The 24,416-nt window shown below is 70.0% G+C and carries 13 protein-coding genes; 9 read left to right on the top strand and 4 right to left on the bottom strand.

Annotated elements, in window-relative coordinates; genetic code table 11:
* Positions 1 to 75: 75 nt before the first annotated feature.
* On the bottom strand, positions 76 to 1,968 hold the full coding sequence (locus L942_RS21270; protein WP_051166129.1) for a putative Ig domain-containing protein: 1,893 nt from the start codon (positions 1,966 to 1,968) through the stop codon (positions 76 to 78).
* A gap of 168 nt (positions 1,969 to 2,136) precedes the next feature.
* On the opposite strand from L942_RS21270, the gene L942_RS21275 reads away from it, so the two are divergent.
* The gene (locus L942_RS21275) at positions 2,137 to 3,147 is read left to right on the top strand and encodes a helix-turn-helix domain-containing protein (RefSeq protein ID WP_037363124.1); all 1,011 of its coding nucleotides are present in this window, start codon (positions 2,137 to 2,139) and stop codon (positions 3,145 to 3,147) included.
* A 536-nt stretch (positions 3,148 to 3,683) separates the two neighbouring features.
* On the opposite strand, the gene L942_RS21280 is transcribed toward L942_RS21275, so the two are convergent.
* On the bottom strand, positions 3,684 to 4,415 hold the full coding sequence (locus L942_RS21280; protein ID WP_037363126.1) for a hypothetical protein: 732 nt from the start codon (positions 4,413 to 4,415) through the stop codon (positions 3,684 to 3,686).
* A gap of 94 nt (positions 4,416 to 4,509) precedes the next feature.
* On the opposite strand from L942_RS21280, the gene L942_RS21285 reads away from it, so the two are divergent.
* From L942_RS21285 to L942_RS21320, 8 genes are all read left to right on the top strand, one after another.
* A complete protein-coding gene (locus tag L942_RS21285; protein WP_063695796.1) occupies positions 4,510 to 5,232 on the top strand; it encodes a cupin domain-containing protein in 723 nt (240 codons plus the stop codon).
* A gap of 105 nt (positions 5,233 to 5,337) precedes the next feature.
* Positions 5,338 to 6,171, top strand: a complete 834-nt coding sequence (locus tag L942_RS21290; protein WP_037363129.1) for an NAD(P)-dependent oxidoreductase — start codon at positions 5,338 to 5,340, stop codon at positions 6,169 to 6,171.
* 17 nt (positions 6,172 to 6,188) lie between these two features.
* Positions 6,189 to 6,584: a nuclear transport factor 2 family protein gene (locus L942_RS21295; protein ID WP_037363132.1), complete on the top strand. Its 396-nt coding sequence runs from the start codon at positions 6,189 to 6,191 to the stop codon at positions 6,582 to 6,584.
* The gene (locus L942_RS21300) at positions 6,584 to 7,627 is read left to right on the top strand and encodes a maleylacetate reductase (protein WP_037363135.1); all 1,044 of its coding nucleotides are present in this window, start codon (positions 6,584 to 6,586) and stop codon (positions 7,625 to 7,627) included. The genes L942_RS21295 and L942_RS21300 overlap by 1 nt, the downstream gene beginning before the upstream one ends.
* Positions 7,624 to 8,502, top strand: coding sequence for an intradiol ring-cleavage dioxygenase (locus L942_RS21305; protein WP_037363137.1), 879 nt, complete (start codon positions 7,624 to 7,626; stop codon positions 8,500 to 8,502). The genes L942_RS21300 and L942_RS21305 overlap by 4 nt, the downstream gene beginning before the upstream one ends.
* 30 nt (positions 8,503 to 8,532) lie before the next feature.
* Complete coding sequence (locus L942_RS21310; RefSeq protein ID WP_037363140.1) at positions 8,533 to 9,747, top strand: MFS transporter; 1,215 nt, start codon at positions 8,533 to 8,535, stop codon at positions 9,745 to 9,747.
* Complete coding sequence (locus L942_RS21315) at positions 9,744 to 10,781, top strand: zinc-dependent alcohol dehydrogenase (protein ID WP_235079293.1); 1,038 nt, start codon at positions 9,744 to 9,746, stop codon at positions 10,779 to 10,781. Before L942_RS21310 ends, L942_RS21315 begins: the two co-directional genes overlap by 4 nt.
* 20 nt (positions 10,782 to 10,801) lie before the next feature.
* Entirely contained in the window at positions 10,802 to 11,941 is a 1,140-nt protein-coding gene (locus tag L942_RS21320) for an alpha/beta hydrolase family protein (RefSeq protein ID WP_037363142.1), read from the top strand.
* On the opposite strand, the gene L942_RS21325 is transcribed toward L942_RS21320, so the two are convergent.
* Together L942_RS21325 and L942_RS21330 are read right to left on the bottom strand one after the other, a co-directional pair.
* Positions 11,931 to 12,452: a type VII secretion system-associated protein gene (locus tag L942_RS21325; protein ID WP_037363146.1), complete on the bottom strand. Its 522-nt coding sequence runs from the start codon at positions 12,450 to 12,452 to the stop codon at positions 11,931 to 11,933. The two genes, L942_RS21320 and L942_RS21325, sit on opposite strands and share 11 nt — an antisense overlap.
* Before the next feature lie 28 nt (positions 12,453 to 12,480).
* On the bottom strand, positions 12,481 to 24,396 hold the full coding sequence (locus L942_RS21330) for a TcdA/TcdB catalytic glycosyltransferase domain-containing protein (RefSeq protein WP_037363149.1): 11,916 nt from the start codon (positions 24,394 to 24,396) through the stop codon (positions 12,481 to 12,483).
* Positions 24,397 to 24,416 lie beyond the last annotated feature (20 nt).

Raw genomic sequence — 24,416 nt, forward strand, 5'->3', positions numbered from 1 at the left:
GCCAACGCCCGGGTCGTCTGTCCTTGGCGTGAAGCGGGGTCGCCCCGCGCACGGGACGGCCCCGCTGGCTGGGGGTCAGCTCACGGTCAGCGCCGTGTCGTCGAGGCAGAAGGACGTCTGCAGGCTCGAGTCCTCGGTGCCGGTGAAGGTCAGCGTCACCGTCTGGCCGGCGAAGGCCGACATGTCAACGGTGTGCAGCTGATAGCCGGCCGCCTGGTTCAGGTTCGAGTACGTGGCGAGCGTGGTCGAACCGGCCTTGACGGTTAGCTTGTCGTAGGCCGTCGTGGTGGTGGTCTCGGCGGTGTCGACGTGCAGGTAGTAGCTCAGCGACGCGTGGCAGCCGGCCGGGATGGTCACCGACTGCGAGACGGTGTCGGTGTGCGTGCTGCCGTAGCCGTCGAGGTAGGCGAGGTAGCTGCCGCTGTGCGGGGCTTCGCCGCTGGACGACGTGCTGATCACTCCGCTGGACGCGGTCCACGGGCTGGTGCCGTTCTCGAAGCCGGGGTTGCCCATTTTCTGGCCGGAGCAGGTGCTGCCGCCGGTCGGGGCGATCGTCCAGCTGAACGTCGTGGAGCCGGTGGCGCCGGAGGAGTCCTTGGCGGTCGCGGTCACCGAGTACGTGCCCGCGGTGGTCGGCGTGCCGGAGATCAGGCCGCCGGAGCTGATCGACAGTCCGGCGGGCAGGCCGGTCGCGGTCCAGGTGTAGCCGCCGCTGCCGCCGGACGCGGACAGCTGCAGGCTCGCCGCGGTGCCGACGACGCCGTTCTGGCTGCCCGGGTTGTTCGCCGTGACGCCGCCGCTCGGGGCGCCCGCGCTGAACGCCGCGGTGCCGTTGGGCGTGCCGAGGCCGGTCGGGCCGTCCCAGCCGGGGCCGGCGTTGCACTGCACCGAGGACGAGCAGCTGCCGTTGCTGCCGGAGGTCACGTCGTTGAGGTTGCCGGTGTGCGAGTACGGGTAGGCGGCGGGGGTGTCGGACGCGCCGGGCGTGCCGGCGAGGGCATACACGGACGCGATGATCGGGGCGGAGGCGCTGGTGCCGCCGTACACGGCCCAGCCGCTGCCGCCGTAGGTCTGGTACACCGCGACGCCGGTCTGCGGGTCGGCCACGGCCGAGACGTCGGCGACCGCGCGCTTGCCGCAGCCGGTCGTCACGTTCTGGAACGCGGGCTTGGTCACGTAGCCCGAGCAGCCGCTGCCCGCGCCGCTCCACGCGGTTTCGCCCCAGCCGCGCGCGCTGCTGTTGCGGGTCAGCGAGGTGCCGCCGACCGCGGTCACGTACTGCGACGAGGCCGGGTAGCTGATGCCGTAGCCGTTGTCGCCGGTGCTCGCGGTGATCGCGACGCCCGGGTGGTGGAAGTAGCTGGAGTCGGAGGAGGGTTCGGTGCCGTCTTCGGCGCCGCCGTAGCTGTTGGAAACGTACTTCGCGCCCATCGACACCGCGGTGTTCACCCCGGTGCCGAGGTCGGCCATGCTCGGCTGGTTCGCTTCGACGAGCAGGATGTGGCAATTCGGGCAGATCGCCGAAACCATGTCGACGTCGAGCGAGATCTCGCCGGCCCAGCCGGAATCGGCGGCCGGAAGCGGGCTGGTCTGCCCGTTTTCGTTGACCTTTTTGAAGCAGCCGTTCGCGGTGGTGCAGGGCGGGAGCCCGTAGGTGGAGCGGTAGCTCGCGAGGTCCGATTCAGCGTTCGGGTCGTCGTTGGAGTCGACGATGGCCACCGTGGCCGCGGAACTGCCCGAGGCGGTGAGGTTGTAGGCGGAGCGCAGGTCCGTCGGGCCGAACCCGCTGGGCAGCGCGCCCGGGGAGAGCATCGCGCGCATGGTGTCGGTCTGGCGCTCGGCGAAACACGTGACCATGCCGGGCTTCGGGTTCTCGGCGCAGACGCGGGCGGTCGGATGCGCCGCGGCGGGCGCGGCCACGGCGGGCAGTGCCGGGGCGGTCAAGGCCAAGGCCGCGAAACCGGCCATGGCAAGGATTCTTCGGGCTGAACGGGACACGATCCCTCCCAGGGAATTTCCTGCGAACGGCGTCGGGCCATTCGGTGCCCCGTTGTCTACAGTTCGTTCAGCCCTGGCGGTGACGCGCTGGTGCCAGTGGCGCAATGGTGTCGGCCAGCCCGGTGGAGGTGCCTCCGAATGGTTCCCGAAGCAATCGGCCATCTCCGTACGCTCGGGCTCAAAGCGGACGAAGCAGAAATCTATCTCGACCTACTTTCGTCGGGCCCGCTTCCGCCGGACCGGCTGGCGGACGAGACCGGCCGCGACCCCGGCGAGGTGCGCCGGGTGCTGGCGGTGCTGGCCGGGATCGGACTGGCCGGCCCGGTCGACGGACCGGGTTCGCCGATGTCGGCGCTCCGCCCAGACCCGGTGCTGGAAGTGCTGACCAGGCAACGCGAAGCCGAACTGGCCGGCGCCCGAGCGGCGATGACGCGCCTGTACGAGCAATACCGCCGGCATTCGGCCGGCTACGTCGCCGACTCGATGATCGAGGTGGTCAGCGGAACCACTGCCGCCGAACGGGTGCGGCAGCTTGAGCGAGCGGCGCGGACGGAGGTCCGCGGCCTGGACTCGCCGCCGTACTACGCCGACGCGGACGCCAACGAGATCGAACTGGAGAACCTGGCCCGGGGCGTCCGCTACCGGGCGGTTTACGGCAGGGTCGCGCTGGAGCGTCCCGAGTACGTCGCGGAAAACATCCTGCCCTGCGGCAAAAGCGGGGAGGAGGCGCGGGTGCTGCCGGAGGTCCCGGTGAAGCTGCTGATCGTCGACGACTGCGCGGCCCTCTCCGGCGCGGACCGCACCGTGCTGCTGATCCGCTCGTGCGGCCTGTTCGACGCGCTGGCCGGACTGTTCGAGATGTGCTGGCAGGTCGCGCTGCCCCTCGGCCTCGCCGCGGACACCTCCGGCCCGGAGATCCGGCCCAGCGAACGACGACTCCTCGCCCTGCTCGCGGCCGGCCTCACGGACGACCAGGTCGCCCGGGTGCTCGGCGTGAGCAGGCGGACGATGTTCCGCTATCTCGAGAACCTGATGGCCCGCACCGGAGCGGCGAACCGGTTCCAGCTGGCGTTGCACGCGACACGCAACGATTGGCTGTCGGTGGACAGCCAGCCGGGGGATTCGGTGGTGCGGTCGGTTCCGTTGTGAGGGGCGCGGGAGGGGCAGCTGCCGAGGCTGCGTGTTTGTGCGGTCGACGAACTGGATGGCTGGTGCGGGCAGCGAACCGGTTCCGGTTCGCGTCGCCTGTGCTTGGCCCTCGGTGGATTGCCCGCGGGGGAGGGCTTCGTCGGTGCGGTCGGGCGGGTTGTGGCGTCGGTTTTGGATGCATCGCGGGCGAAGGTGGGTGGTTGTCGAGCCGGAGGCACGTGCGGGCCTTGAGCCGGTTCGCACGGCACCAGCTGCCACGGCCGGCCGTCGGCGGACAGCTTCGGCGGTGCGGTCGGTTCCGTCGTGGGTGAGAGCCGGGGCTCGCGCGAATCGGCATCACGGGTGCTTGATTCGCGGTGCGAGAGCCGGAAAGCTGGCGCGGGGGCAGACCGAATGCGGTTTTGCGTTGCAGGCACCTCCCGCGGACGGCACCCCACCCGGCACGTCACCGCTCATCAGCACTCGCATCGCCGTTCCTCCCCAAGTCGGCTGCTGTCCGGGACATCATCTCGCGCCCCACCGACAAAAACCGGGCTTCAGCGGGAACGCGAGAGAGCGATCCAGTTCCCGAACTCGCACGCGAGGTGCATCCGGTGCCGGGCGATCATCGACGGCGCGGTCAACCGGGGGAACTCGACGCACAGCCGGGCGTGGAATCCGTCGGCCAGGTCGCGGAATTCGTGCCGTACCCCGCCGATCACGAGTCCGGCGCCGCTGCGGGCGGTGCCGGACGCTTCGAGCGGGAACCCGGGATTCCGGGGCGTGGCGAGCGAACCGGTCTCCGCGTAGTCGACGAAGAACCGCGTCGCGAACGGGCTTCCGCCGGTCGTCTCCACGACTTCTTGGCGGCCGTCGGGTGCCGTGTCGATCAGGAAGTGATCGGGGTTGGCCGCGACCATGCTGCGTGCGTAGTCCTCGCGGCCGGTGTCCGAGAACCAGGCGACGAATTCGGCGGCGGTGCCGGCACCGCTGACGTAAAGGTCGCACGTGCTGGTGGCTCGGCGGCCCCGGGACAGCGCGGTGAGCGCTCGCCCGGCGGCGTCGCTGCGCCGCAGGTCGCGGGCGAGCCGGTGGCGCACCTCGTCCGCGCCGAGGGCGAGTTTGGCTTCGGCGAAGGCCTCCCGCATGCGCGGGAGGGAGCCGGTCGGGGCGGGCAGGCCGATTTTCGCGGCGGCCTTGCGCATCCGGCCCGTTTCCCAGGCGAGCACGTCGTCGCGGGCGACCGGACGCCCGGCGAGGACGGCGCGGATGGACAGTGCGGCGGACATGGCGACCTCCGGAGGAACCAGGATTGAACAATCTTCGGTGTTAGGCTCACGATCTGACCAGCAATGTTCAGCGACAGCAAACAGGGGGCGCGCGGTGGAGGACAAGATCGGCCCGGCGCTGCGGCAAGCTCGGCTCGCCCGCGGCCTGAGCCTGCGCGGGGTCGCGTCGGCCGCCGGGATCTCGGCGAGCCTGCTGTCGCAGGTGGAGAACGGCAAGTCCCAGCCCTCGGTGAGCACGTTGTACGCGCTGGTCAGCCACCTCGGGATGTCGCTCGACGAGCTGCTCGGCCTCCGTGCCCGGACGGCGGACGCGGGGCGTCCGGCCGAAGCGGAAACCGGGCGGCCGGAGGTCGTCCAGCGCGCCGCCGACAACCCGGTGCTGGAGATGGCGAACGGCGTCCGGTGGGAGCGGCTCGCGGTCGGGCCCGGCGCCGCGGCGGACGCCCTGCTCGTCACCTACGAGCCCGGCGCGGCGAGCGCGGCGGACCGGAAACTCATGCGGCACAGCGGAACCGAGTACGCGTACCTGCTGTCCGGCGAGCTGACCCTGCTGCTCGACTTCGACCGCCATCACGTCCGCGCGGGCGATTCGCTCTGTTTCGACTCCACCCGTCCGCACCTGTACGTCAACCAGGGCGAAGAACCCGCGCGCGGCGTGTGGTTCGTCGCCGGACGGCACGATCTCGACCACACCCGGGACTGGGTCGCCGGACAGCTCGGCGCCGCGCCCGCCGCCGGGAAACCGTCCAACGCGGTCGAAGTCCTCGACCTGCTCGGTCTGGACCGGCTCTCCGCCGAACCGGATTCGCCCGCCTGATCGCACCCGTTCCTCCCGACCGCTTGTGTCTGCTCGCACTTGACATCTGTCCAGTGGTGTTTAATGTAGCTGAACACAAGAGTTAACACACCCTCGGGAGGTCCCGTGCTGATCGGATTCGCCGGGCTCGGGCGGATGGGCCGGCCGATGGCCGCGCGCCTGGCCCGGGCGGGGCACACCGTCCTCGCCTACGACCCGGGGCTCGCCGCCGCGCCGGAGAACCTCATCGTCGTCGACGCGGCCGAGCGGCTCGCCGAAGCGCCGCTGAGCTTCAGCATGCTGCCGGACGGAGCGACCACCCGCGACCTCGTGCTGCACGGGCTGTCCGGGGCGGGACCGGGCCACCTCCACGTGGTGATGGGGACCGTCGGACCGGCGCTGGTGCGCGAGCTGGCCGCCGGGGCGGTGGAACTGGCGGACGCGCCGGTGTCCGGGAGCGTGTCGATGGCGGAGACGGGCCAGATCACCACGATGGTCGGCGGAACCGTCGCGCAGTTCGAGCGGCTCCGCCCGGTGCTGGCGGCGATGACCGCGGCGCAGGTGCACACCGGTCCGGTCGGTTCGGGTTCGGCGGCGAAGCTCGCGGTGAACACCGTGCTCGCCGCCGTCAACCAGGGCGTCGCCGAAGGCCTGCTCGTCGCGGAAGCGGGCGGGCTCGACCTCAAGCTGTTCTACGACGTGTTGCGCACCAGCGCCGCCGGCGCCCCTTACGTGGGATACAAGGAGGAAGCGTTCCTCTCCCCGGCGTCGGCCGGGGTCGCCGCCCCGGTTTCGTTGCTCCGCAAGGATCTCGGCCTCGCGCTCGACCTGGCGGGACGGCACCTGCCCGGCGCGGAAGCCTCCCGCGCTGTCCTCGACGACGCGATCGCCGCGGGCCTCGGCGACGAAGACATGGCTCAGGTTCTCGCCGCACTGCGGCTGCGCAACGCCTGCGCGTGACCGAAAAAGGAGACGACATGACCGTTCGCGCCACCGCGCAGGTCGAAGCGGCCATCCGGGCGCTGGAGGAAGAACGTTACACCGCGATGGCTTCCGGCGACATCGACGCGTTCGCCGCGCTCGCGCACCCGGAACTCGCCTACACCCATTCGAACGCCGTCACCGACACCCTGGATTCGTACCGGGAGAAACTGCGGTCGGGCTACTACGTCTACCACCGCATCGACCACCCGATCGACCGCATCGTCATTTCCGGTGACACCGCGGTCGTCGTGGGGGAGATGCACGCGGACATCACCGCCGGCGGAACGCGAAAGACGTTGGCCAACAAGGCATTGGCGGTGTGGGTGCGAGAAGACGGCCGCTGGCTGCTCCTGGCCTACCAGCCCACTGTGCTGCCGGAGCCGAACTGATGACCGCGTTCGCCTACAACGCGTTGCCCGGCCGGGTGGTCTTCGGCCGCGGTGCCGCGCGGACACAGCTGGCCGCTGAAGCGGAAGACTTGGGGGCCAAGCGAATCCTCGTCATCGCCGCGGGTGCCGAAGCGGATCTGGCCACCGAGCTGTGCGCCCAGTTCTCCGACCGGATCGCCGCCACGTTCACCGACGTCCGGCCGCACGTCCCGATCGAGGTCGCGGAGCAGGCGCGAGCCGCGGCGGACGGCGTCGATCTGGTGCTGTCCGTGGGCGGCGGTTCTACCACGGGCACCGCGAAAGCGGTCGCGTTGACTACTGGTCTCCCGATCCTGGCCGTACCGACGACCTACGCCGGCTCAGAGGTCACCCCGGTCTGGGGACTGACCGAAGCGGGCCGCAAAACCACCGGCACCGACCCGCGCGTGCTGCCGCGGACCGTCGTCTACGACCCCGACCTGACCCGGACTTTGCCGCCGGGACTGGCGGTGGCCAGCGCCCTCAACGCGATGGCGCACTGCGTGGAAGCGTTCTGGGCGTCCCGGCGCAACCCGGTGTCCGGCGCGATCGCCGAGGACGGCATCCGGCACCTCGCGGCCGGACTCGCCGACCCGGCTTCGACCGGAGAACTGCTGCTGGGCGCGTACCTCGCCGGAGCGGCGTTCGCCGGTGCCGGATCCGGGCTGCACCACAAGATCTGCCACGCCCTGGGCGGCGCGCTCGACCTGCCGCACGCCCAGACCCACGCCATCGTGCTCCCGTACGTGCTCGCGTTCAACGCTCCCCACGCCGCCGATGCCGCCTCCCGCATTGCCCGCGCGCTCGGGGTGCCCGATCCGGTCGCCGGTCTCCACCGGCTGGGCGCCCGCTCGGGAATCCCCGCCGGACTGCGCGAACTCGGCATGGCGGAGTCCGATGTGGACACCGTGCTGGCCGAGATCGATCCGCCCGTCGACAACCCCCGTCCGGTCACCGCCGCCGGCCTCCGGTCCCTGCTGCACGCCGCGTGGGCCGGAACCGAGCCCGAGAAGGATCTCCCATGACCAACCGAGAAACCCTGGCCGCGCGACGAGAACAAGCCGTTACCGACGAGGTGCTGGCCAGCTTCGACGGGGCCGGCCCGCGGCTGCGCGAGGTGCTGCGGAGCCTGGTCCGGCACCTGCACGGGTTCGCCCGGGAAGTCCGGCTCAGCGAACAGGAATGGGAAACCGCGATCGGATTCCTCACCCGGGCCGGGCATCTCACCGACGACCGGCGGCAGGAATTCATCCTCCTGTCCGACGTCCTCGGACTGTCCATGCTGACCGTCGCGATCAACGAACCGCAGGTGCCGGGCGCGACCGAGGCGACGGTCTTCGGGCCGTTCTTCCACGACGAGGCCCCGGAGATCCCGCTCGGCGGCGACGTCGCGCGCGGCGCGGCCGGTACGCCGTGCTACGTGTCCGGACAGGTCCGCGACACCGGCGGCAAGCCGGTCGCCGGGGCCCGGATCGACGTGTGGGAGGCCGACGAGGACGGCTTCTACGACGTGCAGTACGCCGACGGCCGCTCCGCCGGCCGGGCGTGGCTGCGCACCGGGCCGGCCGGGGAGTACCGGTTCTGGTCGGTGCTTCCCGCGCCGTATCCGATCCCGCACGACGGGCCGGTCGGCGATCTGCTCAAGGCCGCCGGGCGCGGCCCGATGCGCCCGGCGCACCTGCACTTCATGGTCACCGCGCCCGGGTACCGGCGGCTGATCACCCACCTTTTCCTCGCCGGCGACCCGCATCTGGGCGACGACGCGGTGTTCGGCGTCAAAGAAAGCCTGGTCGTCGAGCCGGTGCCGCACGAGGCCGGCCCAGCGCCCGACGGGACCGAGCCGGCCGGCGCCTGGTCCAGCATCGCCTTCGACCTCGTGCTCGTCCCGGAACCGGCCTGAACTCGCGCACCTCACCGTGGAGAAGCGAACATGAGAAATTCCCGATGGATCGTCCTCGGCGGCTGTTTCCTCGCCTACCTCTTCGACGCGCTGGAGATCGTGCTGCTGTCGCTCGCGCTTCCGACGATCCGGCACGACCTGGGGCTTTCGGTGACGCAAGCCGGTCTGCTCGCGACCGCGACCCTGCTGGGCATCGGCGTCAGCAGCGTCACCGGCGGCTATGTCGCGGACAACTTCGGCCGGAAGAAGGCGCTGGTCGCCTCCCTGCTCGTGTTCGGCGGAGGCACGGCGGCGCTCGCCGTCGTGCCGGACTTCAGCGTGTTCCTGATTCTCCGGTTCCTCGCCGGGATCGGGCTCGGCGCGGTCTGGAGCGTCGTGTCGGCCTATGTGGTCGAGACCTGGCCGCCGCGGCTGCGCGGCCGGGCCGCCGCGTTCGTGATCAGCGCCTTCCCGGCGGGAGGCGCGATCGCCGCCGTCCTGTCCGCGCCGTTCCTGCCGAATTGGCGGATGATGTTCTTCGCCGCCGGGGTCGCGGTCGTGGCGCCGGTGCTGGTCGTGCTCGCCTTCTTCCCGGAGTCGGCGAGCTGGGCGGAGCAAAAAGCGCGGACCGGCCGCTCCGTGACAGTGGCGCACGTGCTGCGCGGTTCCCTGCGCCGCACTACGTTGCTCGGCACTCTCATGGCCGCGCTGGCGCTGACCGGGTACTGGGGCACGACCACCTGGCTGCCGACGTACCTGACCGTCGAACGCGGCTTGCCCGCTCCATCAGTCGCGGTGTTCGTCACCGTCCTCAACCTCGGCATGTTCCTGGGATACAACGGTTTCGGCCTGCTCGCGGACAGTTTCGGCCGACGCCGGACGATCGTGGCGACTCTCGTCGGCGTCACCGTCACCCTGCCCGTCTACGCCCTGGTGACCCATCAGCCGGCGCTGATGTGGCTCGGCCCGGTCTTCGGCGCGTTCACCGCGTTCTTCGGACTGTTCGGCTCCTATCTCGGCGAGCTGTTCCCCACCCGCGCCCGGGCCACCGGCGCGGGATTCTGCTTCAACGTCGGACGCGGGATCTCCGCTTTCGCCCCGTTCGTCTTGGCCGGTCTCGCCGGAACGATCGGCTTCAGCGGCGGACTTCTGGTGTGCGCCGGATTCTTCGCCCTCGCCGCGATCACCGCACTGTTGCTGCCTCGCACCGCTTCCGGCGACGTTGTCGCGCCCGAATCCGAGCGTGCCCGCGGAGTCGCGGCATGATGCGGGCGGCGGTTTATCACGGCCGGCGGGACATCCGGATCGAACAGGTGCCGATACCGAAGCCGAAAGCCGGCGAGGTGCTTGTCGCGGTACGGCGCAACGGCCTTTGCGGCACCGACGCGGCGGAATGGGCGAACGGGCCGGTCCTGGTGCCGCTGCACCGGCGGCATCCGGCCAGCGGGCACGTCGGGCCGATGATTCCCGGACACGAATTCGCAGGCGAGGTCGTGGAGGGGATCCCGGGGCTGCCAGCCGGGACCATGGTTTCCTCCGGCGCCGGTGTCTGGTGCGGACAGTGCGACCGGTGTGCCTCGGGGCGAACGAATGTGTGCCGCGACTACTACACCCTCGGCTTGAACGCACCGGGCGGTTTGGCGGAGTACGCGGCGGTGCCGGCGAAAACATTGCGGCCGGTCCCGGCTGGGATGTCCGCGGATTCCGCCGGGATGGCGCAGCCGCTCGCGGTCGGCCTGCACGCGGCGCGCAGGGCAGGCGTCCGGGACGGGGATTCGGTGGTGCTCATCGGCGCGGGGGCGATCGGGACGTTCGTGCTCGCCGGGCTGGCCCGCCTGCGGAACGCCGAGATCACGGTGCTCGACCTGCCCGGCCCGAAGCTGGAGCGGGCCGCGAAACTCGGCGCGGCCCGGACGTTGCCCGCTGGTCCGGACGCGGTCGAAGCCGTCCTGGAAGGCACGGGCGGCGCCGACGTGGTGATCGAAGCCAGCGGCGCTCCCGGGCAGTTCGAGAACGCGCTCCGGATGGTGGCGGCCGGCGGGCGAGTGCTGGCCGTGGGACTCCCGAAGGAGAAACCGGCGGTCGATCTGGCTTCGCTGGCGTTGCGCGAGGTGACCGTCGAGTCCACGGTTGCCCACGTGTGCGCGACGGATCTGGGGCCGGCACTCGAAATCCTGGCCGACGGGACGCTGGAGTCGCTGCTGCTGGACTCGGTGATTCCGTTGGCGGACCTGGTCTCGCGCGGGGTGGAACCGCTGGCCGCGGGCCGGGTCGACGGCAAGATTCTCGTGGCCCCCTGAGCAGGCAGAGAGGAAACAGCGTGCTGCAGTACTTCCGGGACTACCCGGCGAACCTGGCGTTGTCCATGGCGCTGGACATGGGCGCCAACATGGCCGAGATCGACCGGGCCTGCCGGGACCTGCGCGACCACGGCGCCGGGCCCGGGCTGGCGGAGGCGTTCTTCGAAGCCTGGGCCGGCGCCGGCGACCGGCTGGTCCGGGCGGCCGAGGCGGACGAGGCCGCCGGACGGCGCTACTCCGCCGCGGAGAAGTACCGCCGAGCCACCGTCATGTACCTCACCGGCGAGCGGATGCCGGAGCACGACAACCCGGCCCGTATCGCAGTGTACGACCGGCTTCTGGCCACCTTCGGCAAATACGTCGAACTCGGCGAGGTGAACTGCCAGCGGGTCGCGGTGCCGTACCAGGGGTCGGTGCTTCCCGCGCTGTGGGTACCTGCCAGCGAGGCCGAGGCCCCGGCCGTGGTGCACTTCAACGGTCTCGACGGAACGAAGGAGTTCCTGTTCCTGAGCGGCTTCGGCACGGCGTTGAACCGCCGGGGCGTCTCGGTGCTGTTCGTGGACAACCCCGGCGTGGGGGAGGCGCTGCGCAAACATGGGCTGCACAACTTCGCCGAGGCGGAGATCCCGGCGGGCGCGTGCGTGGACTACTTGGAAGAGCGTCCCGACGTGGACGCGGACCGCATCGGGATGGTCGCGCTCAGCCTCGGCGGCCACCACGCGGCACGGGCGACGGCCTTCGAACCGCGGTTCAAGCTCGGCGTGTGCTGGGGCGCCAACTACGACTTCGCCGCACGGTTGCGCGCTCGCGTCTCCGGAAGCGGTGCTCAGCCGTCGGTGCCGCATCTGGTCAAGCACCTGATGTGGGTCTTCGGGACGAATTCGATGGAGGAGTGCCTCGAGGCGACCCGGAACTTCCACCTGCGCGGGATCCTGGACCGGATCACGCAGCCGATCCTGATCACGCACGGGGAGGAAGACCAGCAGATCCCGGTCTCCGAGGCGTGGTCGACCTACGAGGGCTGCGTCAACAGCTCGCGGCGGGAACTGCGGCGCTTCACCGCGGACGAGGGCGGCGAGCAGCACTGCCAGATCGGCACCATGTCGCTGGGCACTGACTTCATGGCGGACTGGATCGCGGAGGTCCTGGTCAAGCCATGATCTCCCGGACGCTGTCGGCCAGCAGTCGCAGGCACCCCGGTGCTCCCGGGTTGAGCAGCAGATCAACGCCGTCGTACTCGTTCAGCAGGCGGATCAAATCGGCGGGAGCGGCCGGGTGCCAGCCAGCGGCGCGGACTCGGCGGCGGTGCGCCGGGGCGGTCGTGACGAGCAGGCACGGGATGTTGTCCGGCGAGGGCGCGACCATCGGGGAGTCGTCGGAGTCCACGGCCACCGCGAAGGCCGATTCGCGGAAGACGGCCGCCAGCTGGTCGAAGTCCGCATCGCCGCGGGCGGTCAGGCGGAGCACGGCGTCCAGCGGGTCGGTCGGGGAGTTCTCCGCCGCCGGTTCGTAGGACGGGTTGGGTTCGAAGCGGCTGACGGACCCGTCCTCGCGCGCGAGCCAGCCGCCCACCACGGCCCGCGGCGGCGGGCTCGGGATCTCGGCGCCGTCGGCCGCCGACGCTGGCTGCCACGCCGGGTCCACCAGCAGCACCCACTGGTCCTCGGACATCGCCGGTACCTCCTTCGCGTGCGGTGCATCATCCACGGCGGGGACCTCCTTCCGCCAGTTCGGCCAGTTCCGCGGCCTGGCGGGCGGACGCGGCGCGTTCCTGCGCTTGGTACCGGCGGATGGCCGCGGCCGTGTGCCACCGGTCCAGCCAGCCCAGTCCGACGACGCTCAGCCGGTGCGGGACCGGTCGCCTGGCCGGGCCGTCGAGGGCGGTGCGCAATGCGGTGCGGAACGCTTCCGGGGACAGGTCTTGGCCGGTCAGTTTCCGGACCGCGGCGGTCAGGTTCCGGGCGTAGCGGTCGGGGTTCGGGCGGTTGCCGAGCCGGGTGATTTCTTCCAGCAGCAAGGCGCGGCCGCCTGGGGCGTTTAGGACGGCGTCGAGGGTGCCGTGGCGGTTCAGAATCTCGACGGCTTCGGCGAGTTGGGCGACGTCAGCGCCGTCGCGGGTCGCTTCGGCCAGGTCGGTGAGCGCTGCGGCAGCGTCCGGCTTGCCGAGCAGGGTGCCGGTCACGCCGTGCAGGTGCAACGCGGCGTGTTGCTCGGTGAGGTCGGATTGGAGCGCGGACAACGCGACGACTTCATCGGCTGCGGTCCAGATCAGGTCCGGGCGTTCGTGCCGGGCGACGACCTCGGCGAGCGAAGCGGCCGGTTCGCCGCGGCCGAGTTCCGCGAGGATCCAGCCGAGCAGCTTGGCGGTGCCGTCCCGGTCGGTCAGCGCGATCGGTCCGGCGGGCGGGGCCGGGCGGAACCACCAGCGGTGCGTGGCGGTGCGCACCAGTTCTTCGAGCAGCAGGCCCGTTTCCGCGGGGTCGCCGCCGACCAGGTAGTCCGCGGTCGGGTGTTCGGCGGCGGAGAGCCGGACGGTAACCGCTCGTGCGGGAAGGTCGCTGCCGTGCGTGCGCAGCTGCTCGGTGAACGCCCGGGTCGCTGCCGGGTCGGTGGTCAAGTAGGACGATCCACTAGGGACGGACACTTCGGACGGTGAGTAGTGCACCCCCACCGGACGGCCGTGGTGTGTCCAGGGCCGAGGCGTCGCGGATGCCGGGCCGTCGTCCAGTCCGCGGAATACCCGGGGCGCCGGCGTGCCGGTCGACATCTCGACTCCGGGACCGGTGGGCGGGCGGAAAGAGATCGTGACCGGACCGTCCCCTTCGGACACTCGGATCTTCACCGGGACCCGGTCCAGCACGTCGGTGCCCAACGCGTCGGCGAGGTGCCCGGCCAGCTCGCGCGCGGCGGCGGTGGCGTGCGCTCGCCCGTCCGGTCCGGTTCCGGTGACGACGATCGGCGGGACCGGGCCATCCGTCGAGCGCAGCGCGTCGAGCAAGTGGTCCCGTGCTGCGGGCGAATCCGCCACCAAGACCGCGTCGGCGGCATGCAGGGTGGCGGCGCGCTGGACCTCGCCGAGGTGGTAGTGCACGCGGCTGTCGTCGACGGTCAGCAGGGCGCGGGCCGCCGGCGGCAGCGGAACGTCGTGGACCTTGCCGGTGTAGCTGCTGCGGTCGGTGACCGTGCGGACGAACGCGGACAGCTTCGGGTCGGCCGCGAGATAAGACAACGCCGCCTGCCATACCAGATCCGGATCCGCGTGCCGGCGCACGGCGGGCTCGACCGCGGTCAGGTGCAGGTCGCCGTCCCGGTTGTGCAGGCCGCGCACCAGAGTCTGGATCACGCCCTGGGTCAGTTTCAGCGTTTCTGACCGGTCGGACACCGGGGCCGGATCGCCTTGCGGCGGCAGGAGCCAGCTGTGGTCGCTGTTCATCCGGATCGCCGTCATGCCCGGCAGTTCGAGCGCGGAGTCGAGGCCGATCCTCCGGGCCGTCGCGGTCATCGCGACCGGGCCCGAGCGGTACATCACCGACTGGCGGTGCACCCGGCCCATCGGCGTGGCGAAGAAGTTCTGCCCGAGCGAGTCGACCTCGCGCGGCATCAGGTTCGCTTGCGTCTGCCCGTAATTCTCGCGCAGTTGGTCCAAATAGGCCGCGGCGAACGGATGTCCTTTCGCCATGGTGAAGGCCGAGTTCGCGATGTTCCCGCCGACCCGGTGCACCGCGTAGCCGGCGTCGGATTCGGCGGCGCGGACCACGTCGTCCAAGCCTTGCACGACGTTGTCGCCGTCGGTGTAGAGGCCGCCGAACCGGTGCATCAGCTCCAGCCGGAGGATGTCGCTCGCCGCCGCGTAACCCGGGCCGGTCTGCTTGGCCAGTTCGGACAGATAGAACTCCTGCGCGCGCATCGGGTGCTCGCTGGTGAAGACTTCGTCCACATTGATCAGCTGGACACGGTGTTCCGTCGCCCACCGCAGCAGGTCCCGGACGTCGTGCAGCGGGTCCGGGCCTTCTTCCGGGGCCGTCGTGGTCAGCGCCAGTTCGGTCTGCCAGCGCGGCACGTCGGTCCACAGCACGGGGACGATGCCCTCGCCGAGCCGGTCCGCGGCGTCGCCGAAATTGCGGCGGAAGGCGTGCATGGTGCCGGTGTCCTTGAGCGGGCCGCCGAGCCAGATCGCGTGCATCAGCAACGGTGTCGACGTGGTCTTGGGGAGCGGCTCGACGTCGCCGGGAGCCCAAGCGGACAGCTGGTCGTCCGGGCGCTCTTTCTCCAGGGTCCACTCGCGATTGTCGTCCAGGTTCGCCGGATCCAGGTGTTCGCGGCTCAGCTGGTAGCCCTTGGCGAGGTCGAGCAGGTCGAGGAAACTGATGCCCTGTCCGGCGGTGAGGGCACGGAGGTCGTGGCCGCGCAGGAATTCCGGCGGTTCCGGGGCGCGGTAGAGGCCGAACAGGTCCGGTCCCAGCAACGGGGCCGGCGATGGGCCGTCGACCGCGGTCTGCCGCAGGTCCGCCAGCAGTTCCTCGGGTGAAGCGTAGGGGGTTTCCTCGGCGCGTGGGGCGGTGTCGGGAGTGGACTGGATCGGGGCGCCGAAGGTGCGGAACTGGCCGCCGTCGGTGACCGCGGTGAACCCGTCCGTTGCACCGATGGCCTTGCCGAGTGCCGCGGACGCTCGCCCGAACAGCGCGGGCTTGGTGGGCGCGTGCACTGTGGACGGTCCGCCGAGTTCGCGGAGCGCGCGCTGGAAGTCGTGGGCCAGCCCGCCCGGACCGTCGGTCTGGCCGGTGCTGCATGCGATGAGCGTGACCGAATGGGATTGGGCCAGCGGTGCGGCCTGCGCGACGATCCGGGCGAACGTATCGCCGTCGACCCGCACGGCCCGGCCGCCGAGCAGGGTTACTTTGACCGATTGTTCGCGGCCGTGAGCGAAGACGAACAGGGAATCCTGGTCCCACGGTGCGGCGGTCTGGTCGGCCCATTCGCCGAATCGGCGCCCGGACAGCTCCGGCGTCGCTCCGGTGGTGGTGGCCTGCTTCAGCAGCGGGTCGAACTTCTCCGGTGTCGCACCCTCTGGAAGCGTGCTGACCATAGTGGAGTTGTTGGCGACCCAGTCTCGCTCGACGCTTTCGGTGTGCTCGTCCGCCGGGAGGAACGAGACTGCGCGGACCCGGCCAGCACTGTCGGTGATCTGGCGGACCTGGATTTCGGCTGGGTCGAAGCGGTAGGGCTGGTCGGTGTCAGTGTCCCAACCGGACACGGTGTCGTTCGCTTCGACAGTGCCTTCGCGGTGCTGTTCCGGAGTGTTCTCCGCTGGACGCGGCCAAGCGTGCGCGGTGATCTGGTTGTCCACTTCGGACTTGGCCTGCCACCATTTCCGCAGGGCCTCGTCGGCTTTTTCGCGGGCTTCCTGGATCCGGTTCGCCGCGTCGTCTTGCCGCGCGGTGTGGTCGGTGTGGTTGTTGCGGTACTCGTCCAGCACGGCCAGGATCCGCGCGGCCCGGTCCTGCGCGGCCTGCCGCTGCTGGACCAGCCCGGCCTGCTCGTTCCGGATCTGTTCGACTTGCCGCTGCGCGTCCCACGCCCTCGCGACCAGGTCGCTTTGCTCGACCGAACCCGGTTCTTCCCCGAGCGCCAAGGCAAGAAGCTGTTCGTCGAGTTCGTTGAGCCGAGCGATCTCCTCGTTGCCCGCGCGCAGTGCCTGGCCGATCTCGCGAGCCTCGTCCTGCGCCGTCTGCACCGCTTGCCGCAGCTGCGATACCGGATTGCCGTCGACCGGGAGATGCAACCCGCGTGCGCTCTCGGCGGCTGTGCGCGCGTTGTCCTTTTCGGACAGCCACGCATCATCGGAATCGCGCTGTGCCTGTTCGAGTTCCTCTTCGGCAGTGCGCCAGTCCTCGGCGGCTTTCTTCACCGCGTCTTGCGCTGACGCGAGCGGGGCGGGCAATGGCTCGCCGAGAGACTGTGCCAAGTCCGTTTCGCTCATCCGCGTCCGCGAAGACTGCGGCACCCGGACCTCGACCGCCGCGGTCTTGCCGTCGACCGTCGCGACGATCCGGTACTCGACGTCGAACCCGACCAGCCCGGTGCGGCCCTTGTCCTTGCCTACGACGGACCGTTGCGCCGCGGCGGTGCTGGACGTCGGGTCGTTGCGCCCGACCGGGCCGCGGACGTCGAGCCCGCCCCAGGAATGCGTGTCCCGGCCCGGGTCGGTGACGCCGCCGGTGCCGAGGTTTCCCTGCTGCTCGCCGGTGACGGTTTCCTTGGCCTCGCCGGTGAAAGCGGACCCGGACTGGTCCGAACGCTCCAGTTTCACCGAATCGCTCAGCCCGACCAGATCCGGTTTCACCACGCGGGTGTACACCGTTATCGACGCGTGGCTGCTGCCGGTCAGCGCGGACGAATGCAAGTCGGGAGTTTCGAACGGTTTGCCGACCATGTTCGGCAGATGCGCTTGCAGGGTCTCGTTGGTGATCGAGGACGTGAGCGTGTTGTGCGCGCCGGTGCCGGGTCCGGTGAGGCCGTTGCCCGCGCCAGCCAAACGCAACGCGCGGATGGCGGCGGCCCGCACGTCCGCGGCGCCGCGAAGCCCTTCGACGGTCGAAGACTTCGGCAGCGGACCGAAACCTTCCTGCTGCCACGCCGCCAGGCGGTCCGGAGTGGACTCCGCGGCACTGAGTTCGGTGGTCCGCGACCCGTACAGTGTGGTGTGGTATCGCTCGTTGCCGGAAATCTTGTGGTCGTCCGCGGACGACCGGGAGGTGACGGTCGCCTCTTGCGAAGCGACCGGGTAGGTGTGTCCGTCGCGGGCGACGACGAGTTCGAACTGGACCTGGTGCTGATACCGCGCCGACGGCCCGCTCGAAGACGAGGTCAAGGCCGTGGTGGTCGTCTTGTTCTCGACGGTCTGGTCGCTCTTCGCGCGGGTGCCGGAAGCCCCCAGGTACGCGCCGTCGTAACCGCTGACCTTGGCCTGGCTGTCCTGGAACAAACCACGGCCGGCACCGCGGACCTGCCCGCCGTACGACGAACCGCGGCCGGAATTCTTCTTGTCCGTCTGGGTCGCGTTGACGACGTGGTCGACTTCGCTGCCGTCGTGCTTCACGTCGAGGAACTGCGTGTCGAGGATTCTCGCCTTGAGCAGCAGCTGGTAATTGTCGGTCCAGAGCACGCCCGGGTCTTGCGCCAGCAGCGAAACACCGCCGTCCAGCGCACTGTCCACCAAGGACGTGACGGCTTCCGGGGAGGCGGTGTCGAGGGTGCGCTGGAGATTGTTCATCGAATCGTCCAGCACCGATTTCGGCAGCAGCCTGTCGCCGAGTTTGCCGAGCTGCTGCCGGGCGTCCTGCACCAGCTTCGTCAGGTTGGGCGCGTCCTCGAGGACCGCCGAGCCGAGCGAGCTGGATTTGCCGCCGACCAGCGGCGGAGCGGAAAGCTTGCCCGGCGCCGGGGTACGCGGCTCGACCGGCGGCAGCAACCCTTCCGCACGCGCCTGGTCCTCGGTCATCGCCACGAAGACCGAGCCCGGCAGATGGACGTCCGCGCCCGCGCGCGAGCTCGAACCGTTGACCGGGCCCTCTTGCCGGCTTTCCGCGATCAGCCGGACCTTCGCATCGTACTGCACCAGCACGGTCCGGCTGTCCGAAGAGGACCGATTGGTGTGGTCGACGCTCGCGGTGATCTCGCGCGACGAACCGGAGCTGCGCTGCCACGGGCTCCACTTCGCGGTGCCGAAGAGCTGGCCTTGCCCGTGGGTGTCGCTGCCGGGCGGCCGGACGGTGAGGCCGAATTGGACGTTGGCTTCGACGGACTGCTTGTGCGTGCCTTCGTAGCCGGCTTTCGCCCCGCCGGAATAGGTCCGGTCGCCGCCGCCGGTCGCGGAGACCGCGACGAGCTTCGGATTGCTCAGCGAGGCGCCCACGCCGAGGCCGCCGACTCGATCGGCGACGCGGCGTTCGTAGCGGAATCCGTTCGCCGTCCCGCCCTGGTTGAGCAGCTTCGGCGTGAGGCCGCGGAAGTTTTCCGGCGAGAACAGCCGGTCCACGCGGGCTCGCGCTTCGCTGCCCGGCAGACCGAGCACCGCGTCGCCGCCAGCCGCGCGCTGGAGCTGGCGCAGCGCCTCGTCCCGCAGCGCCTCGGTGTTCGCAAACGCTTCCACGTGCAGGAACTTCGGCGTCGGCTGGCTCTGCTGCTGGCTCAGCAGGTCGTCGATGCTCGGCGTTGCGTTCGGCGGCATCGAGACGATTCCCGGTTTGCCGGGCTGGAACTCCGCCGGGTCCTTGGCCAGCGCGGCCCCGTCGTTGAGCCACAATTCCACCTTGCCGGCGATCTTCGGCAAGCCCGGATCGCCGGTTTTGGCCACTGTGGACACCTTCGGCGTGACCCGGAACGGCGACCCGGGCGTCAGCCGCCGCACCCAGGGCCGGTGCCGGGTGTAGCTGGTGATCTCGACTTCGAACTCGACGTCGTGCTCGAAGACCTGCGAATCCGGGCTGCCGCCCTTGCCGGTCGTCGTGGTGACGGTCGGGCCGCCGGAGTTCTTCCACGTGCGGGTGTCCGAATACTGCAGCGGGCTGACGGTCGGGCTGATGCCGAGGTTCGCGCCCGCCGAGGCGCCGGGGATGATCACCCGGCCTTCGAGACCGGCCGACCAGCCTCGTTCGGTGGTGGTCGCGCTGGTCAGCGAAGGGCTGGTTTCGTTGCTGCTCTTGACCGAACGGCTGTCTGCCTGGCCGAGATGCCGGCCAGGTCCGGGCTTGGCTTTCACCGTGACGTTGAGGAACTCGTCGGTGAACAGCCCGCGCCGTTTCAGCTGCGCCGAAACGCCTTGGGTGAACAGACTGTCCATTTTGCCGCGAAGCGAGGCGACCGAGAACGTGGACGTGATCTTCCGCAGGTTCGCGAACTGTTCGGCGATGTCCCGGCTCGAGCCGTGGTCGTCGCTCTGGAATTTGTCCCAGCGAGGCAGGAACTTGTCCGCTCCCGGCAGGTTCCGCAGCGCGTTTTCGATCTGCGGCTGGACGCGGGCGGCCGGTTCGAACGACCCGGGCCGGGCGGTGCCTGCCGCCACGGCCGCCGCGAGATACGGCGGTTCGTACCGCGCGCCGACGTCTTTGAACTTCGGCGAGGTGTTCTTCGGCACCGGCAGTCCCTGGGCTTTCGCTTCGGGCAAGCCCATCCGCGTGTACGAGGTGGCCTGGACGGTGGTCTTTTCCCCGTTTGAGGTGGTGACTTCGAGGTCGACGGTCACGTTGTACAGGCCGATGTCGCCCTTCGCGTTCACTGTGGACTTGTTGGTGAAGCTGGTGCCGCTGGTGGACTGTTGCGTGACTTTCCGGGAGTAGCTGCCGCTCACGCCGCCGACCCCGCCGACCGTGCCGGGGACATAGGACCCGCCGCCGAAAATCGCGTTGACTTCGCCGCCGTATTTGGAGGAGACAGCGGTGCTTCCGCCGTTCACCGCGGAGTCGTTGAACCGCAGTTCGCTGTCGCCAGGGATCGTGCCGAGGTATTCGACCTTCGTCGGCCGCGCCGAGAGCTGGACTGCGTCGCGGTGGGCGCCATGCGGGCTGAGCAGGTCGTTCGATACTACCGGGCTGCCCTGCAGCGCCGTGGCGAGCATGCTGCGGACGCCGCCGCGGCTGAGGAATTCCCGCAGCGAGGTGCGACCCGGGGCACCGAATTTGGTCACCGAGGGATGCAGGTTCTTGCTTACTTGCTCGAAGAGCGCGTTCTCGTCGAAGTCGACCGCTTCCGGGGAAAGGAATTCGATCTTCTCGGCCCAGTCTGGTCTCGGATCGCTCGGTCCGACCGTCTTTTCCTGCTTGAGGTTCGACAGGTCCGCCGAAAGGACCAGGCCGACTTGACCGTCCACGGTGGAACCGACCAGTCCGCCGGTTTCGTTGCGCACGGTGATCCGGTAGGTCACCGGGGCGTCGGCCCGTTGCGTGTCGCCCGCGGTGCGGATCACGCGCTGCTCGGTGCCGGTTGTGGTGCCGGTGTGTTCCGCGGACGGGCTGGCGAGCTGCGCGGTGCCGCCGACGGACGCGTACGGGCCGGCCGGGAACATCCCGAAGTACGAGCTGCCGACGACCTTCGCCGTGGTGTCGGTGTTCGGGTTCGCGTGGCTGGTTTTGACCTCGTTCTTGACGTCGCCGATGGTCGGCTGCTCGAGTTTCGTGATCTGGTCGGCGGTGACCGAGGAGAAGTCCGGCTCCGCGGTGACGTGCACCTCGTACCATTTCTCGCCGGCCCGCACCATCGCTTTGCGGCCGTCGCCCAGGAAGGATTCGAACTCGGGGCCGGACAGGGAATCGGTGATCGCGTCGATGCCGTGAATGCGCGGCGGGTCCGGCTGTTTCGGGTTGAGGCGGCGGATCAGGTTTTCGATGCTTGTGCCGACGTCCTTGGCTCCGCGCACGTCGACCGGGACCACCGAGCCGAGCGTCCGGCCGTTGCGGGCGAACTCGGGCAGCCGGTCGGCGAGGGGGCGGTCATCGGGCTCCTGCTCAGTCTGCGTGTCCGTGTGCTCGTCGGCGACCAGCACCGCCTCGTCCCGGCTCGGCGTCCAGTCCGAGACCAGCTGGTCGAAGAACGCTGCGCGCTGCGGGGCTTCGGTTCGCAACCGGTCCGGATCGAGGAAGTAGAACTTGGCCGCTTCGGCCAGGTCCTCGTTCGGGTTCGTCGCGCCGTAGCGGGTGATCGGCCGTTCGCCGTCGAAGGCCGGGAAGCCGTCGGACGTCCAGTATCCGGTGTGTTCGTTGAACGCCGAGAGGTTCTCGCCGCGGAGTTCGTTCGCGATCCGCGCGGCTCGAACGCGGATCAGGTCGGTCTCGCCGCGTTTCGCGAACACGTCGGGATGGGACTCTTCGAGCTGTTTGATGAACTCCGCCCGGCGCGGCGCGGCGGCGGCCAGTTTGCCCGGCGCGGCCAGATGGGTCCGGATCGATCCGGCGAAGTCCTCGAAATCGCTGCGGACCTTCGGGTCTGTCGGAGGTTCGGCTCCGGGTGCCCGCTTCGGCGTGTTGTCCTCGTTCCAGACGCCGACGTGCTTTTTGTAGTCGTCGAGGGCGTACTTGAGCAGGCCGTGGGACAGTTCGTGGGTGACCGTGCCCTCGACCTCGCGGCGGCCGCCACCGAAGTCCCGCGCGAGGCCGGCCGTCGCGTAGACGTTGACTGTCCGGTGCGAGCCGAGGTACTCGCCCGCCATGCCCGGGGAGAGCTGCCCGTTCTCGATGCCGAAGTTCGCCGCGCCGATGTACTGGACTTCCTGCTCGATTCCGGCGCGGGAGGAATTCTGCCGCTGGTCGCCGATGATCGGGGCGTAGTGCTTGAGCGCGTCCGCGACGGCGGCCTTTTCGCCCGGGGTGAACTCGCGGGGTTTCACGCGGTTCGCGACGGTCTCGCTGGCCTTCGGATTGCTTTCCCGGATCGCCTGGACGCCGTGGCCGGAGTCGAACCGGACCCCGGTGCCGGGTGCCGGCGGGACGCGTTCGCCCGGCGGTCCCGGATCTGGCGGGGACTTGACGGGGGTATGCAGATTCGGCTTTCCGTCCGGCTCGGGCTCGGAGCGGTGGCCGTCCTGATGCGGCGGCGGGGTCGGCGCGGGCGCGTCGCCGAGGTGGTGGTCGCGGATGTTCGCGGTGTTCGACACCTGTTCGAGCTGGGCGAGATTTCCCGGGGTGAGCCGCGAATCGTGCCACGCGTCCGGGCCCATCACGCCGGGCTGGTCGTCGCGGTTGAAAAGCATTTCGTCGTTGCGGTAGCCGTCGCCGAGGCCGAGGAAGTGCATCAGCTCGTGCGTGACGCCGAACGGCGAGTCGTGGACGTCCCAGCTGAGCTGGTTCGTGTCCGGGGTAGCCGGGTCCACAGTGGAATCGTGCAGGTTGACCGGGATCCGGCGGCGGGGGTCGGCCTGCCAGCCGGTGTCGTCCGGGCGGAGGTCGTCGGCGACGCGGACGTCGAGGCGGACGTGCAGCTGGTCGCCGCCGGGCAGCCGGGAGGACTGGTTGACCCAGTCGTCGAGGTGGGCCTGGAGGTCTTGGACGAACTGTTCGCGCCGCGCGGGCGATACTGAGCCGGAACGCGAGGTCAGGTCGATCGGGATGGTGTGCTCGCGGACCCAATGGCCCGGTGCGATCTCGAACCGGCGCACGTCGAACCGGATCTGCGCCATCGCGCCGGCGAGCTGCCCGCCGTTGAGCCCCGCGCGGTCGCCGGCGAACTGTTCGGCGATCTTCTTGATCGGATCGAACCGCTCCGAGGAAAACCGCGTGACCGGCGCGGTGTCGCGGCGGCCGTTCCAGTCCTTCGGCCCCGGAAGGGTCTGCTGCGGGGCTGATATGTGTTGCGGTTTCCCGGTCCCGACGTCCCTCGGTGCGGCGGCGGGCGTCTGCGGGTCCGCCGGAAGGTTGCCGCTGAGGTTGTCGACCAGCGCTTGCCGGGTGGCGAGGGTGAGGGCAGCGAGCTTCTTGCCGTCCTCGACGTTCTCCTTCATGCCGTTGAACAGCGACGTGCGCTCGTTCTTGGGCAGGTTGGCGGCCACTTCGGAGAACGCGCCCGGCCGCTCCGGGGTCGGCCCGTTCGGCGTGATCCCGTGGAACGCGGCTTTCGCGGCGATTTTCGCGAGATTCGGGTCGAGCGACGTGTGATTGCCGAGGTAATGGCCGATCTGGTCGGACCAGGTGGTTTCGTTCGCGTGGCTTTGGGTGAGGGCGGCGTTCGGGTCGGCGCCGAGCTTGCCCGCGATGCGCGATCCGTCGGTCTGAATGGCGAGCGCGGAGGAGAATTTCGCGATCGCGGACGGGTGCTCGCTGTATTGCCAGCCCGGATTGCGCTGCGCCAGGACCGAATCGACCAGGCCCTGGCCTTCCTTGGCTCCGTAGTCGAAGTGGCCGGTGTTGGGGTTTTTGGTGCCGAAGGTCGCGTCGTTTTCCAGCCGGTTTCCTTCCAGCCGGACAAACGTGTTCGGCTCGGGGAAGTAAACCGACCGGGAGTCGACCCCGGCGAGCGCCTGCCGAACGTCGAGATCCAGTTGCGCGGCACGGTTCGCGAGGTCCCCGTCCTCCGGCCGGACGTGGTACCCGCCGCTGAGCACCTCCGGCGGGCCTTCGGGGTTCTGCCGGACCGCGGTGTCGACCGCGTCGAACAGCGGCCCGGAGCCGGTGGTGAGCGAATGGACGTCGGCGTCGCCGGTGTGGAGGTAGACCTCGTTGTTTCCGCCGGCCTCCCGGATCTGCTGGGCGAGTCGTTCCGTGACCGGGTTCCGGAGGATTGTTTCGCGGATGCCGCCGTAGGGGATGGTCTTTTGATCGATTGCCGGGTTGCTCGGGTGTTTCCAGGTGAATCCGATGACCGCCACCGGGAAACGGTGGTCCCAGGTATTCTGGAATTGCTGGATTTTCTGGGTGATGGCTTGTTCTGAGCCGGGGGTTCCGTTGATGCCGATGACGAGGCCGAAGCGTCCGTCGGCGGAGTTTCCGGTGAAGCCGGTGGAGTATTTCTCGGCGAGGCTGCGGAGGTCGTCGTTCGGCGTGGCGGCGACGGTGGCTACTACGCCGATGCTGTTCTGGTTGTTCTCGTTGCGGGCGCCGAGGTCGCCGATGATGCCGGTTTCGTGCACGACGGTGAACTTGAAGTTCT

The sequence above is a fragment of the Amycolatopsis orientalis DSM 43388 genome (genome assembly GCF_000411975.1).
GTDB lineage: Bacteria > Actinomycetota > Actinomycetes > Mycobacteriales > Pseudonocardiaceae > Amycolatopsis > Amycolatopsis orientalis_D.